Origin of the sequence: Amycolatopsis azurea DSM 43854 (assembly GCF_001995215.1) — a bacterium.
Classification (GTDB): domain Bacteria; phylum Actinomycetota; class Actinomycetes; order Mycobacteriales; family Pseudonocardiaceae; genus Amycolatopsis; species Amycolatopsis azurea.
In genome coordinates this window covers 1-12,981 of the sequence record NZ_MUXN01000037.1, presented here as the reverse complement: position 1 = coordinate 12,981, position 12,981 = coordinate 1, and the positions used below count along the sequence as shown (strand labels likewise).

Sequence of the window (12,981 nt, the reverse complement as noted above, 5' to 3'; positions counted from 1 at the left end):
CGCACCTTCACACCGCGAACGGCCGGGACGTAATGACCGGCGGCGATAGACTCCGCCTATGGCCCTGGAGATCCGGCACCTGCGGGCGATCTGCGCCATCGCCGAGGCGGGCAGCCTGTCGCAGGCGGCCGCCGCGCTGGGCATGTCGCAGCCGTCGCTGACCTCTCTGCTCCAGCGGCTCGAACGGCAGATCGGCGCGCCGTTGTTCGTGCGAAGCCACACCGGAGTGACGCCGACCCCGTTCGGCGAGCAGACGCTGCGCCGCGCGCTGACCCTGCTCGTGGAGTTCGACCGGTTCGAAAGCGATCTCCTCGGCGCGCTGGGCGACGGCCCGGTCCGGCTCGGATCGTCTCAAATGGACTGTCTGCCCACCTTCGTCGAGCAGCTGGACGACGCGCTGCCGGGGCTGGACGTGACCGTCCACCTGGAACCGTCGAGCGCGGTGCTGGCGCAGGCGCTGGCCCGCGCGACCCTCGACATCGCCGTCATCGCCATGTCCGACGACCAGGAAGTGCCGCTGGCGAAGCATTTGGGGCACCGGGTGCTGTTCTCTTGGGTGCCCGTCTTCATCGGTCTTCCGGCCAGGCACCGGCTCGCCGACGCCTTCGAGGTCGACCTCGCCGATCTCGCGGACGAAGCGTGGATAGGACCGCCTGGCCCCGAAGACGGCTCGCTGACGTCGCTGCGCGCGGCGACGCATCGCGCCGGGTTCACCCCGCGGATCCGCTTCGAATGCCCCAACGGCGGCGGGCGGACCCTGATCGCCGCCGGGCAGGCGGTCCAGCTCGTGGAGCCCACCGCGCCCGAACTGCCGGGCATGGTCGTCCGGCCGCTCAAGGACGACCCCATGCGGATGCGGCTGGTGCTGGCGTGGCGCAAGGAACGGCTGACGTGGGATCAGGCGGAGAACGTGTACCGCGCGATGATGACGTCGTACACACGGCACGCGATGGCGTCGACCCCGTTCCGGACCTGGTGGGAGCGGCGGCGGAGTTCGCGGTCCGGGGACGGGCTGGTGGACTTCTTCCGGGTGGCCGGTTCGTGAGCTGCCGCCGGTCGGTGCGGAGCCGGTCAGAGGTCCGTGAAGGCCTCCTTGAGGGACCCAGAGTCCCTCAAGGAGGCCTTCACGGACCCCGCGATGCTCGGCGGGCCGAAGCACCGAGTCGGGGTGGTCTGGTGGGAGCTGGCGCAGTTGGTGTTGCGAAAGCCACTTTCGCAACCTTCAACGTTGTGAACGTGGCTTTCACAACGTTGCCCGGCGAGACCGACCCGCCCGATGGGCAAACTCACGACCACCGCGGTCGAACCAGGACCACCGCCAGGAAACCACCGGTTTCGAACAGCCTGTAACCCGATCCCGCCCAGCGGCGATTGACCTCCCGTACCGGGCGAACGGAGACGGGAGATGATGACGCAACGGCTGTGGCTGGGACTGGCGGTCGTCTACACGACCACCGCCGTGATCCAGCTCTACCTTCTCGCCAGTACCGGCGCCGTCTGGGCCGGGACGCTCACCGCGATCGGCTTCCTGGCGGCACTTTTGTGCGTCCTCGCCGCGTGGAAGGCCTCGAAACGAGAACGGGACGACACCAGGAAGGCGGACCCGCACCAGCCCTAACCAGCGGGATACGGGGCGCCCCAAGGCTCCTCGTCGAGACCGACGCCGTTGGCGACGTAGGCGATCGTCCGGTACCAGCCCGCGAGCACGAGGAACTCCAGCAGCTGCGAAACCGGATAGTGCTCGGCCAGCGCCGCCCACGCGTCGGCGGAAACCGTTGCCGTGTCGTGGAGTTCGTCGACGGCGGCGATCAGGGCACGGTGTCGTCGGGACCACGCAGGGTGCCCGGAGCCGCCGGTCACGGTCGCCTCGACCTGCTCCGGGGTCAGCCCGACGGCCGATGCGAAAACCGCGGCGTGGACACCCCATTCGTACCGGCATCCGCATCGTGCGGTCACCCGCGCGATGACGATTTCGCGGTCCAGCGCGGGTAATTCCCCGTGCGCGAGCAGACCCGCGCCGAGGACGCGCATCCGCGACGCCAGCCCCGGGTGGCGTTGCAGCAACCGGAAGAGCGCCAGTGGGTCCTGCGCCACACCCGGTGGCATCCATTTGCGGAGTGCTTCTTCGACATCCGCCTCGTAGGGCGGAGTGAGCGGCGCGACACGGGCCATGACCACCTCAAGTGATTCGATTTTCGAACCACTATGCTGCTTCTGAAATCGAAGCGCAAGGGGATGAGATGCCCGACGATCCGATCCCGCGTCCCGGACGGCCGGTCCGCGGCTCCGAAACCGGCCGTCCGCTCATGGCCGCGCTCGATCTGCTCGGGCGCCGGTGGACGCTGCGGGTGATCTGGGAACTACGCCAGGACGAGGTCGGCTTCCGGGAACTCAGGCGGCGCTGCGAGCGCATGTCGTCGAGCGTGCTCTCGACCCGGCTCGGCGAGCTCACCGAAGCCCGCATCGTGGAAACCGGCGAGGAGGGATACCGTCTGACACCGCTGGGCCGACAGCTCCTCGACGCGTTGCACCCGCTGGAAAACTGGGGTCTCGCCTGGGAAAAGGCCCTGCGCGAGTGACCATGCGCGTGGATGAATCCTCCTACGCGGTATTGCCAGGTCAGGTGAGCAGCGTACGGTGAGCAGTACGTGAGGTTGAGTCCACCAGCCCGCGCGAACGACCCGCATGTCCGCGGCCCCGCCGCTTTCACAGGGCGACTTACCAGGGCGACGCGGCGGCGAGTTGACTTGCGCAGCCGTTGTGCAGGCTTACCCGTTGTCCGTCTCGTCCCCGGCTATCCGGGAGACCAGCATCATGACCGACCGCATTCCGTTCCCGCGGGGCAGCCGCGACGGCCCCGCCCTCCGCACCGTCATCCATCCCACCGTTCCGTGGCAGCGTCCGACGGCGGAAAACCTGCTGCGGGTCCAGAAGACCCGATGGAGTGAAGATCTGCTCGTCGTCTCCGCGACCGGCGAGATCGACCTCGCCACCGCGGGCCGGCTCGAGCACGCCCTCCTGCGCGACCTTCCCGCCGCCACGGTGCTCGACCTCACCGAGGTCAGCTTCCTCGGCGTCGCCGGATTGCGGGTCATCGAATCCGCCGCCGCCCGCGCCCACGTCGAACGCCGCACGACCGGCGTCGTCGCCGACACCCGTCCGGTCCTGCGGCTGTTGCACCTGTTCGGCGTCGAGTCCCGCATCCCCGTGTACCGCTACCTCGACAGCGCGATCCGCGAAGTCCCAAAGGCCCTGCCGGCGCCGAATCCCTGATCCGGAGCTCAGGATCCGGCGAGCGGCAGAAGCGTGGAAAGGCCCGTCTTCAGCGCCAATCGCCGGATCGTCGGCGACGGCAGGAAGCTCAGATCGACTCCCTGGGTGGCGCACCGGTCGTTGATCCTGACCAGGGTCGCCAATCCTGTGGAGTCGCAGAACTCCACGCCTTCGAGGTCGACCACGACCTTGCCGGGCACGGGTTCCAGCACTTCCTCGAAGGTCTCCTTGAGTTCTTCGGACGTCGTCAGGTCGATTTCGCCCGCCACCGCGATGACCACCTCGGCGCCATCGGGCCTGGCGACGGTCACCGAGAACGGAACTTCCCGGGTGTCGCCATCTCCGCTCGTCACCGTCATCCACCCCTCACGATTCGGTACCCCGAAGACTCTCGAAGATATCGGATGGCGGCGCCCGACCGCGCGGCACACGCGTCCCGATTCCGGCGGTGCCTTAGCCTGGACGACGGATCCGGCGGTCGTGGACCGCGGCGGACGACGAGGAGAGCCCCGTGATGCCGATCGACGAGCCGGTGCGTGACAGCGGTGAAAGCACCGGCGGGCTGGTCCTCGAGGTCGCCGCCGTCCCCGCCCAGGCGGCCAGGTTGCGGGATCTCCTGGCGAACTGGGCACTCGAGCACGGTCTCCCCCGGGAACTGGCCGAGGATCTCAAGCTCACCGCCTACGAAGCGATGACGAACGTCGTCAAGCACGCGTACCCCGACGGCACCGACGACAACGTCATGACCATCACCGCCACCCGCGAGGACGGCCACATCAAGATCACCGTCGCCGACGAAGGACGCTGGCGCGATGGCCGACGGCCGGACGGTGGGCGTGGTCTGCCGATCATCCGCGCTTTCGCGCCGGAAGCCTCGGTGACGAGCACGCCCACCGGCACCATCGTCCGGCTCGCCTGGCCCTGCCCTCCGGCCTGACCCGCGCTCAGCTCGCCGTCGGGTCGGCGAGGATTCCGTTGACCCAGCTACCGGGACGCGTGGCGGCGTCCTGACGGAGCACCGGCAGGCCGGACGGCCAGTCCACGCTCAACGCCTCGGTCTCGCCCGGCGGGATGGTCACCAGCTTCGACGGCGTCCAGGACGTGGAGCCTCCGCTGCCGACCGAGCCCTCCGTCGAGGAGAGCACGGTGACGGTCGCGGTCGCCGTCGAACCCGGCGGGACCTCGTTGACGCGCACGCCGTTGTCCACGCGCGGCAGGTGGTAGACGGGCCCGTTCGGGTCGTCCGGCCCGGCCAGGTCGACGCCGGGCACTCCGTGCAGACCGCAGGTCTTCGACGAGATGTTCTTGAAGGTCAACGGAACGTCGTACTGACCCGTCGCCTCTTCGAGCTGCTTCGGCTCACCCAAGGAGACCGCGAGATCCCCCGTACCGCACCGCGTCGTGGCGGCTTCGGCCGTGCTTGCCGCCGTGAGCGCGAGCGCGCCGGTCAGCACCGCGACACCCAGGGAAACACGCTTGATCTGCTTGCCGGACATGGTTTCCTCCTTCGCTCGGCGGGATTCAGGCGGTGGCGGCGGAGACCGCGGTGACCTGGACGGTGGCGCCCTTCAGCGGCTCACCGGCGGGCCAGTTCGCGACGACGGGAACACCGCCCGGCCCGGTCGGCAGGTCGAAGGTGATCGTCGTCGGTGTGTGCGGGTTCGGCGCCTCGGCGGAGGCCTGCACGATGCGCGACACGGCCGGGTGCCCCTCGCGCAGGTTCACCGGCGCCGCGTTCGCCGCGGTGGCGTCAGGAACGACGGCGACGTCGTCGATCAGCTGTCCGTCGTCGACGAACGACAAAGCGGTCGGCGCGCCCTGGAGCTTGCAGTTCGTGGTCGGCGACGCCGCGGTGTAGGTGAGGACGTACGCCTCATGGTCCGTCGAGTGCGACGGATCCGGCGTCACGGTCACCTCGACGTCGGAGGCGCCGCAGAGTTTGTCGCTCGGCATCGCTCCGGCGACACCGCCCGCGACCAGCAGCCCACCGGTCACCAGTCCCCCGACGGTGATCGCCGCGGCCGCTCGCTTCACCTGGACGTTCATGACATCTCCTCCCACTCGGTGATCGATTCACGTTGATCGAACTCACTGGGAAAGATGCCCACCCCTGCCGGGAAGATGCGTGAAGATGATGTTGATCCCCCGAAAGCAACCCCGTGGAGTGACGGACGTCTTTAGAAACGTCGCACCGCGTGCGCGGCCCAGCGGCCGTTGATGCGATGGACCTCGACGTCCCGTTCGTAACAGGCGGAAAGCCCCTCGTCGGTGAGGACGTCGTCGATCGGTCCCGCGCCGGTGACCTTGCCGCGGCGCACCATCAGGGCGTGCGTGGCCGTCGCCGGGATCTCCTCCAGATGATGCGTCACGGTGACCGTGGCCAGTTCCGGCTGGGCCAGCGTCAGGTTCTCCAGCGCCATCAGGAGGTCCTCGCGGCCGGGCAGGTCGAGACCGGCGAACGGCTCGTCCAGCAGGAGCAGCAGCGGGTCGGCCATGAGCGCCCTGGCGAGCCGGACCCGGGCGCGTTCGCCCTGCGAGCACACGCGCACCGGCCGGTCGCGCAGTTCGGTGCAGCCGACCAGTTCGAGCAGTTTCGACGCCCTGTCCCGGATCGCGTCGTCGTAGCGGTCCCACAGCGGGAGGACGCTGCCGCTGTACCCGGTCAGCACGACGGTGTGCGCGTCGTGGTTCTCCGCGTCGGGCAGCCGCTGGTTGGCCCCGACGAAACCGATGTGCGTCCGGACGTCGCGCAGGTCGACGGCGCCCATGCGGTGACCGAGCACGACGGCCGTGCCCGCGCTGGGGAACCGCTGGGTCGAGGCCACCGAGAGGATCGTCGACTTCCCGGCGCCGTTGCGGCCGAGGACGACCCAGCGCTGGCCGTAGTCCACCCGCCAGTCCACGTCCGACACCAGCGGCACCCGGCCGACGTGCACCTCGACCCCGGACAGCTCCACCGCCGGTCCGTCGAGGTTCGGCTGGACGAAGACAGGCTTGTTCATGCGGTTCATGATCGCAGGACGCGCGAACTGTCCAGGCCCGGGGTCCGATCATCGGATGATGTCGTAGACCAGCTTCTGGACACCGTTGCCGTAGGCCTCGCTCTCCACGAGCTTCAGGCTCTGCTTGTCCTTGTCGGTGTCGCTGAACAGCTTCTTGCCCGCGCCGAGCAGGACCGGGAAGACCAGCAGGTGGTAGCGGTCGATCAGGCCGGCGTCGGCGAGGTTCCGGTTCAGTTCCGCGCTGCCGTGCACGATGATCGGCCCGCCTTCGGTCTCCTTGAGCTTCGCGACGTCGTCCAGCGACCGCAGGATCGTGGTCTCGCCCCAGTTGTCGACGAGGTCCTCGTCCCGCAGCGTGGTCGAAACGACGTACTTCGGCATCGCGTTGTACCCGGCGAATTCGACGGTCATGTCGGGCCACACCGGCGAAAACGCCTGGTAGCTGACCCGGCCCAGCATCATCGCCGTGGCCTCGCCCTGCTCGCGGCTCTTGAGCTCGTAGGCGGCTTCGTCGAACTCGATGCCGTTGAAGGTCCAGCCCGAGTTGCGGTAGCCCGGCTCTCCGCCGGGCCCTTCGACGACGCCGTCGAGCGAGACGAACGCGGTGGCGATCAGGGTGCGCATCTGGTTTCTCCTTGGTGGTTCCGAACTGCTTTCGACACTGCGTCGAGCGGGAACCGATGGATTCGACACCGCGCCGGAGAAAGTTTCAGCTTTCCGCGTCGCGCACCAGCAGGGCGATCTGGACGCGGTTCTCGACGCCGAGTTTCGACAGCATGCTGCTGGTGTGGGCCTTCACCGTCGCGACGGTGATGTCCAGCCTCCGCGCGACGTCGGTGTTCGACAGTCCCTCGGCGATGGCGCCCGCGGTCTCGCGTTCGCGATCGGTCAGCGTGGCCAGCAGTTCGACCGCCGTGTCCCTCGACGCCCGGCGCGCGTCGGAGGAACGCGGACCGGTCGCCGCGGCGATCAGCCTGGCCGTGGCGGCGGGCGACAGCGCGGGTTCGCCGGTCGAGACGGTCCGGATCGCCGCCAGGATCCGCGGCGGCGGGGTGTCCTTGAGGAGGAACCCGAGCGCGCCGACGCGCAGCGCCCCCAGCACCATCTCGTCCGAGTCGAACGTGGTGAGCACCAGGACCCGCGGCGCTTCCGGCAGCCGGAGGATCTCCTCGGTCGCGCTCAGGCCGTCGCGACCGGGCATCCGGACGTCCATCAGGACGACGTCGGGCCGCTGCTCCCCCACCACGGTGACCGCGGCGTCGCCGTCGGCGGCCTCACCGACCACGACGAGGTCCGGTTCGCCGTCGACGATGAGCCGCAACGCCATCCGCACCAGATGCTCGTCGTCGACGAGCACGACCCGTACCCGCTCGTTGTCCACTCACTCGCTCCCTTCGCGGACCTGCCACGGCAACCGCGCGGCGAGGACGAATCCGCCGCCGGGTTCCGGACGGTGGTCCAGTTCGCCGCCCGCCAGTTCCACTCGCTCCGACAGCCCGAGCAGCCCGAATCCCGACGCGGGCGGTCCCGCGCTCTTCCGCGCCGCGCCGGTGTCCCGGATCGTCGCCCGCAAGCCGTCTCCCGCCTTCCCCTCGACGGTGACCGCCACCTGGGCTCCCGGCGCGTGTTTGCCCGCGTTGGTCAGCCCTTCCTGCACGATCCGGTAGACCGTCCTCGCGATCGCGACGGGCGGATCGCCCTCCGTCGTGGTCGTCAGGGTGACGTCGAGCCCGAGTGCCCGCGCGTCCGCGACGAGCGCCGGCAGGTCGGCGAGCGAGGGTTGCGGTGGTTCCAGTTCGTCCGGGCTCGCGCGCAACACCCCGAGGACGTCGCGAAGCTCCTCCAGCGCCTGATGGGAGCCGTCGGCGATCCCGCGGGCCAGCTCCGCGACCTGGTCGGCGGGAAGGTCCGGGCGATGCCCCAGCACCCCGGCCTGCATGGCGACCAGCGAGACCCGGTGCGCGAGGACGTCGTGCATCTCGCGGGCGATCCGGTGCCGCTCCACGATCCGCGCCTCGGCCGCGCGGGCGGCCTGCTCCCGCTCCGCGCTTTCGACCTGCTGCCGCAGGGAACGCACCTCCTCGCGGCGCGCGCCGATCGCCGCGCCGATGGCCACCGTGATGCCCATCAGCAGGGTGGGGAGGCTGATCACCAGCCAGAGCGGTCCCGGCGTCTCGCGATGCGGGTAGAGGTCGTTGCCCAGCACCGCCGTGACCACGGACAACACCGCCGCGACCGCCGTTTCGACCGGTCGTCGCCGGGCGGCCAGCGAACAGAGCGCCAGCAAGGACGCGCCACCGGACAGGACCGAAGCCGTCGAGGTGAGGATGATCGCGAGCGTGACCGTGACCGGGAAGCGACGGCGCCACAGCAGGCCGATCAGACAGAGGAGCGCCAGCGCCGGGTCACCGGTGATCATCCATTCGACCCTCGGTCCCGACGCGCCCACCGGCAGCTGCGACGCCGTGACGATCCAGAGCACCACGCCCAGCGCGGCCGCGGCGAGCAGGCGCCAGGCCTCGCCCCACGGACGGAGGGGCGGCTGGGCGCCGGCGTCGGTGATCACGGGCCCATCATGGTCGCCCCGCGGTGAGCGGCGCAGCCGGGCACAGGACGATCCCGGCCCCGACCTCGGTCGCGGCCGGGCTCGACTTTGGTCGAACACGGCGCGCGACGCGATGCCGATGTGCCCGCGGCGCGCGCGGAAGATCCTGGACCCCTCACAGGGGAAACAGGAGGTAGAAGCATGGGCAAGGGCGGCTATCTGGGGGTCCAGATCTTCGGGATGGTGGCCGTCGCCATCTTCGGACAGGCGGCCATCCGCAGTCTCTTCGACCATTCCGCGACCCAGTTATGGGGGGCTTTCGACTGGGTACCCGGTGCGTGGAGCGGCAGGCTGATCGTGTTCCTGCTGCTCGCCGCGGTGGGAGTCGTGCTGGCGGGCTGGGCGCACGACCGCGGGAAGCGAGTGTCCCGCTAGGAGTCCACCGGTCCGCTAGGATCCCCAGCCGGGCGATCTCCGTCTACATCGGACGGAGATCGCGGATCCGGGCGATCGCGGGGAGAGTGCATGGCGGACGGAGTTGGCTCGCTTTCGGGGTGGTCGGCGGATCCCACCGAAGTGACCAGCTACGTGGGCCGCGACGCCGAGACCGGCGAGGCGCGGCGCCTGTTGGCGGCGTCTTCGCTGGTCACGCTCACCGGACCGGGTGGCGTGGGCAAGACAAGGCTGGCGTGGCGGGTCGCGGCGGCCCATCGGGAGGCCACCGCCGACGAGGTCGTGTTCGTGTCGCTGGCCGAACTGCGGGAACCCGCGCTGCTGGTGCCGACCGTCGCCAACGTCCTCGGGTTCGGCGACCGCTCGGCGAAACCGGCCATCGAGGTCGTCGTCGAAGCGCTCCAGGCGAGCCGGTTGCTGCTGGTGCTGGACAACTGTGAGCATCTGGTCGACAGCTGTGCCTGGTTCGCCGACACCGTGGTCAGGGCCTGTCCTCAGGTGACCGTGCTGGCCACGAGCAGGCAGTCCCTCGGCGTGGCGGGCGAACGGGTCCTGCCGGTGCCGCCGCTGGCGATCCCGGAGCAGGGCGACTCCTTCGAACGTGCGGTGAACGACGAATCCGTGCGGCTGTTCGTGGACCGCGCGACCGCGGTCGCGCCGTCGTTCCGGCTCACCGAGGAGGACACCGAGCCGCTGATCCGGCTGTGCCGCAGGCTCGACGGGCTGCCGCTGGCCATCGAGCTGGCCGCCGTCCGCGCGCGGGCGTTGTCCCTGCGCCAGCTGGCCGACCGGCTCGACAAGCAGTTCTCCGTGCTCACGAAGGACCGGCGCGGACGGCCAGAGCGGCACGAGACCATGCGGGCGCTGATCGACTGGAGCCACGACCTGTGCACCGGGCCCGAACGCCTGTTGTGGGCGCGCGCGTCGGTGTTCTCCGGCAGCTTCGACCTCGACGCCGCCGAACAGGTCTGTTCCGGCGGCGAGCTGCCCCGCGAACGGGTCCTCGAAGTCGTCGACGGGCTGCTCGACAAGTCCATCCTGCTGCGCGAGGAGTATCCGGGCGGCGTCCGGTACCGGATGCTGGAGTCGGTGCGCGAGTACGGCGTCGACCGGCTCCGCGAGCTGGGCGGGACCGCGGACCTGCGGAAACGGCATCGGGACTGGTTCGCCGAACTCGCCGGCCGGTACGCCGGCGAATGGCTGGAGACCGATCAGCTCGGCTGGATCGGCCGGTTGCGGCGGGAGCACGCGAACCTGCGCGTCGCCCTCGACCACTGCACCGGTACTCCCGAGGACGCGGTCATCGGGCTGCGGATGCTGCGCGACGTCAAGGAGTTCTGGATCGTCCGCGGGCTGAACACCGAAGGCCGGATATGGGTCCGGCGGCTCGACGAGGCCGCGGCACCCGGCGTCCCGGAGCGGGCACACGGGTTGTGGCTGTCCGGTTTCCTGGCGCTGGTGCAGGGAGACATGCCCGCCTATCGGTGCATGCTCGACAAAGCGGCCGCCGAAGCCGAGGCGAGCGGCGACGAACTCGCCGCCGCTTACGTGCTGCACGTCCGCGCCTACGCCGCGCTGATCGGCGACGACATGCCCGAGGCGTCGCGCCTGTTCGGCACGGCCATCGACCTGTTCCGCGCGCACGGCGACGAGGGCGCGGACCTCTGGGCGAGCTACAACCACGGGCTGGCCGTCTGGCTGGACGGCGACATCGACCGCGGCCGGGCGGTGCTCGCCGAAGCCGTCGAACGCTGTGAGCGTCGAGGAGAGGTCTTCTGGCGGGGCTGGGCGCTGTGGTCGCGCGCCGCCGCCGAGTACCTGCAAGGTGATCTCGCCGTGGCGAGCCGGTGCTGCGAGCAGGTCTTGCGCCTGCACGAGCGGGTCGACGACCGCGTGGTCGTCGGGTTCACGCTCACCGTCCTGGCGGGCTGCGCGGCCCGCACCGGACGGCCCAACCGGGCCGCGATCCTGCAGGGCGCCGCGATGAACGTCTGGCGCACGGTGGGTGCCTGGCCGACGCGGTACGAGGCGTTCACCGAACCGCTCCAGACCGACACCGACACGGTGACCGCCGCGCTGGGCTGGGAGGTCGCGATCAAGGAGTTCACCGACGGCGCCGCGATGCCCGTCGGCGCCGCCATCGCGTACGCCCTGGAGGAGCGCTCCCCCGGACCGCGGAAACAGGTCGCGCAGGTGCTCACCAAACGCGAGACCGAGATCGCGCACGTGGTCGCCGAGGGCCTGACGAACCAGGAGATCGCCGACCGGCTCGGCATCGCCCGCCGCACGGTGGACACCCACATCGACCACATCCTGACCAAACTCGGGTATTCGAATCGCGTCCAGGTCGCCACCTGGGTCACCCGATCCGCGGATCCCGCCTGAGGCTCACGCCGCCCTGATCGGGGTGGCGGGCCGCGCCTGCTCGGGAGCGAGCAGGTCCGCGCGCAGAGCGATCCGCAGGTCCAGCCGCGCCTGCGGATCGTCGAGCCGCGACCCGAACAGAACCCGGAGACGGCGCAGGCGGTTGCGGACCGTCTGCGGGTGGACGCCCAGGTTGTTCGCGATCTCGGGTGCCCCGCCGCGAGCGGAGAGCATCGCGTCGAGGGTCTCGGCGAGTTTGGTGCGCTCGTTCGACGGCAGATCCGCGATCGGCGCCAGGCTGCGGGTGACGAGCGCGGTGGTGAGCACCTCGTCGGCGAACAGCCAGTGCGTGGTCAGGTGGTCCGACCAGTGCACGAGGGGGCCGTCCTCGATCACCTCGCGCCGGACCAGTTCCAGCGTCCGGCGGGCCCACCGCAGCGACTCCGCGGCGTCGGCGGGCGCCACCGCCGGCCCGACCGCCGCCCGTGCGCCCGCCAGGACGCCGCTGATCTCGACGTCGTCGGGCACGAGGAGGTGCGGGTACTCGCCGCCGAGGTCCGCCAGCACCTCCGGGCCGAACGAGGCGCGCACCGCGCCGGGCTCGGCGGCGACGGCGACCACCCGCGCGGGCGGCACCCAGCCCGCCTGGCCCGCCAGCTTCATCCACTTCGCGGGCGGACGGCCGCTCAAGATCTCCCGCAGCAGATCCCGGCGCACCTCGGCCGTCGACGGCGTGTGCGCGGCACGGTAGGCGGCGGTGGACAGCCGGATCAGCACGTCGGCGCAGCGGAGCAGGGCCTCCACCCCGGTGTCCATCAGGGCCGATCCGGCCCCGGTCTGCCGGGACAGCGAGGCCAGCGCGGGCAGGGCACCGCGGCCGGCCGAGTGGTAGGCCCGGGAAAGCCTGGCCAGTTCCTTGCCCGCGGCGTACTCGGCGACGCCGACCTGCCGGAAGGCGTCCGCGCCGACGGCGATCCCCGGCGCGGAGTTCATCCCCTCGTGCTCCAGCACCAGCGCGACGAACTCGGTGGCCCGTGCGTCGAACAACGGCGCGTGCTCGGGCAACGAGTGCCGGATGCCGTCGACTACCACCCGGGCGATCACGAGGGCGGCGGAGCGACCCGGGGCCGAGGCCGCCGAGGGCGCCGGGGCGGGACGGGCTGGGGCGTGCGACACGGTCATCGTCGACCTCCGGAGCAGCGGGAACGTCGGGGCGCCGAGTCTGCTACTCCTCGGTAGCGGGGCACATCGGGTGAATTACGTACTCGCGCCTCTCCCGCCTACGCATCACCCGTTCGTGGCGGTGGCTGGAGCGGTCGCCGGAGTCCGTGAAGGCCTCCTTGA

At 70.6% G+C, this 12,981-nt stretch carries 16 protein-coding genes; 7 read left to right on the top strand and 9 right to left on the bottom strand.

The features are described 5' to 3' along the window. Positions 1 to 58: 58 nt before the first annotated feature. Both B0293_RS41155 and B0293_RS41150 read left to right on the top strand, forming a co-directional pair. A complete protein-coding gene (locus tag B0293_RS41155) occupies positions 59 to 1,045 on the top strand; it encodes a LysR family transcriptional regulator (RefSeq protein WP_005153881.1) in 987 nt (328 codons plus the stop codon). Between the two features lie 360 nt (positions 1,046 to 1,405). Continuing rightward, entirely contained in the window at positions 1,406 to 1,618 is a 213-nt protein-coding gene (locus B0293_RS41150; RefSeq protein WP_005153878.1) for a hypothetical protein, read from the top strand. Here B0293_RS41150 and B0293_RS41145 read toward each other — a convergent pair. Beyond that, positions 1,615 to 2,172: a carboxymuconolactone decarboxylase family protein gene (locus tag B0293_RS41145; protein ID WP_039916441.1), complete on the bottom strand. Its 558-nt coding sequence runs from the start codon at positions 2,170 to 2,172 to the stop codon at positions 1,615 to 1,617. The genes B0293_RS41150 and B0293_RS41145 overlap by 4 nt on opposite strands. A gap of 68 nt (positions 2,173 to 2,240) precedes the next feature. On the opposite strand from B0293_RS41145, the gene B0293_RS41140 reads away from it, so the two are divergent. Then, positions 2,241 to 2,579: a winged helix-turn-helix transcriptional regulator gene (locus tag B0293_RS41140; protein WP_005153866.1), complete on the top strand. Its 339-nt coding sequence runs from the start codon at positions 2,241 to 2,243 to the stop codon at positions 2,577 to 2,579. A gap of 235 nt (positions 2,580 to 2,814) precedes the next feature. Then, a complete protein-coding gene (locus B0293_RS41135; protein ID WP_005153864.1) occupies positions 2,815 to 3,273 on the top strand; it encodes an STAS domain-containing protein in 459 nt (152 codons plus the stop codon). Positions 3,274 to 3,281: 8 nt separating this feature from the next. Here B0293_RS41135 and B0293_RS41130 read toward each other — a convergent pair whose 3' ends face one another. Further along, positions 3,282 to 3,632, bottom strand: a complete 351-nt coding sequence (locus tag B0293_RS41130; RefSeq protein ID WP_039916400.1) for an STAS domain-containing protein — start codon at positions 3,630 to 3,632, stop codon at positions 3,282 to 3,284. Between the two features lie 155 nt (positions 3,633 to 3,787). Here B0293_RS41130 and B0293_RS41125 point away from each other — a divergent pair, with 155 nt between their 5' ends. Then, positions 3,788 to 4,210: an ATP-binding protein gene (locus B0293_RS41125; protein WP_039916397.1), complete on the top strand. Its 423-nt coding sequence runs from the start codon at positions 3,788 to 3,790 to the stop codon at positions 4,208 to 4,210. A gap of 7 nt (positions 4,211 to 4,217) precedes the next feature. Here B0293_RS41125 and B0293_RS41120 read toward each other — a convergent pair whose 3' ends face one another. The 6 genes from B0293_RS41120 to B0293_RS41095 form a co-directional block, all read right to left on the bottom strand. Beyond that, entirely contained in the window at positions 4,218 to 4,769 is a 552-nt protein-coding gene (locus tag B0293_RS41120) for a DUF4232 domain-containing protein (RefSeq protein ID WP_005153858.1), read from the bottom strand. Between the two features lie 25 nt (positions 4,770 to 4,794). Continuing rightward, positions 4,795 to 5,319 (bottom strand): DUF4232 domain-containing protein, encoded by a 525-nt coding sequence (locus B0293_RS41115; protein WP_005153857.1) that lies wholly within the window; start codon positions 5,317 to 5,319, stop codon positions 4,795 to 4,797. Positions 5,320 to 5,450: 131 nt separating this feature from the next. After that, positions 5,451 to 6,275 (bottom strand): ABC transporter ATP-binding protein, encoded by an 825-nt coding sequence (locus tag B0293_RS41110; protein WP_005153855.1) that lies wholly within the window; start codon positions 6,273 to 6,275, stop codon positions 5,451 to 5,453. Between the two features lie 48 nt (positions 6,276 to 6,323). After that, positions 6,324 to 6,899, bottom strand: a complete 576-nt coding sequence (locus B0293_RS41105) for a dihydrofolate reductase family protein (RefSeq protein WP_005153852.1) — start codon at positions 6,897 to 6,899, stop codon at positions 6,324 to 6,326. An 85-nt stretch (positions 6,900 to 6,984) separates the two neighbouring features. Then, a complete protein-coding gene (locus tag B0293_RS41100; RefSeq protein ID WP_005153849.1) occupies positions 6,985 to 7,656 on the bottom strand; it encodes a response regulator in 672 nt (223 codons plus the stop codon). Next, positions 7,657 to 8,841, bottom strand: a complete 1,185-nt coding sequence (locus B0293_RS41095) for a sensor histidine kinase (RefSeq protein WP_005153845.1) — start codon at positions 8,839 to 8,841, stop codon at positions 7,657 to 7,659. 180 nt (positions 8,842 to 9,021) lie between these two features. Here B0293_RS41095 and B0293_RS41090 point away from each other — a divergent pair, with 180 nt between their 5' ends. Then, positions 9,022 to 9,255, top strand: a complete 234-nt coding sequence (locus B0293_RS41090) for a hypothetical protein (RefSeq protein WP_005153843.1) — start codon at positions 9,022 to 9,024, stop codon at positions 9,253 to 9,255. Positions 9,256 to 9,345: 90 nt separating this feature from the next. Next, positions 9,346 to 11,658, top strand: a complete 2,313-nt coding sequence (locus B0293_RS41085; RefSeq protein ID WP_005153842.1) for a LuxR C-terminal-related transcriptional regulator — start codon at positions 9,346 to 9,348, stop codon at positions 11,656 to 11,658. 3 nt (positions 11,659 to 11,661) lie between these two features. On the opposite strand, the gene B0293_RS41080 is transcribed toward B0293_RS41085, so the two are convergent. Continuing rightward, positions 11,662 to 12,819: a helix-turn-helix domain-containing protein gene (locus tag B0293_RS41080; protein ID WP_077241513.1), complete on the bottom strand. Its 1,158-nt coding sequence runs from the start codon at positions 12,817 to 12,819 to the stop codon at positions 11,662 to 11,664. Positions 12,820 to 12,981 lie beyond the last annotated feature (162 nt).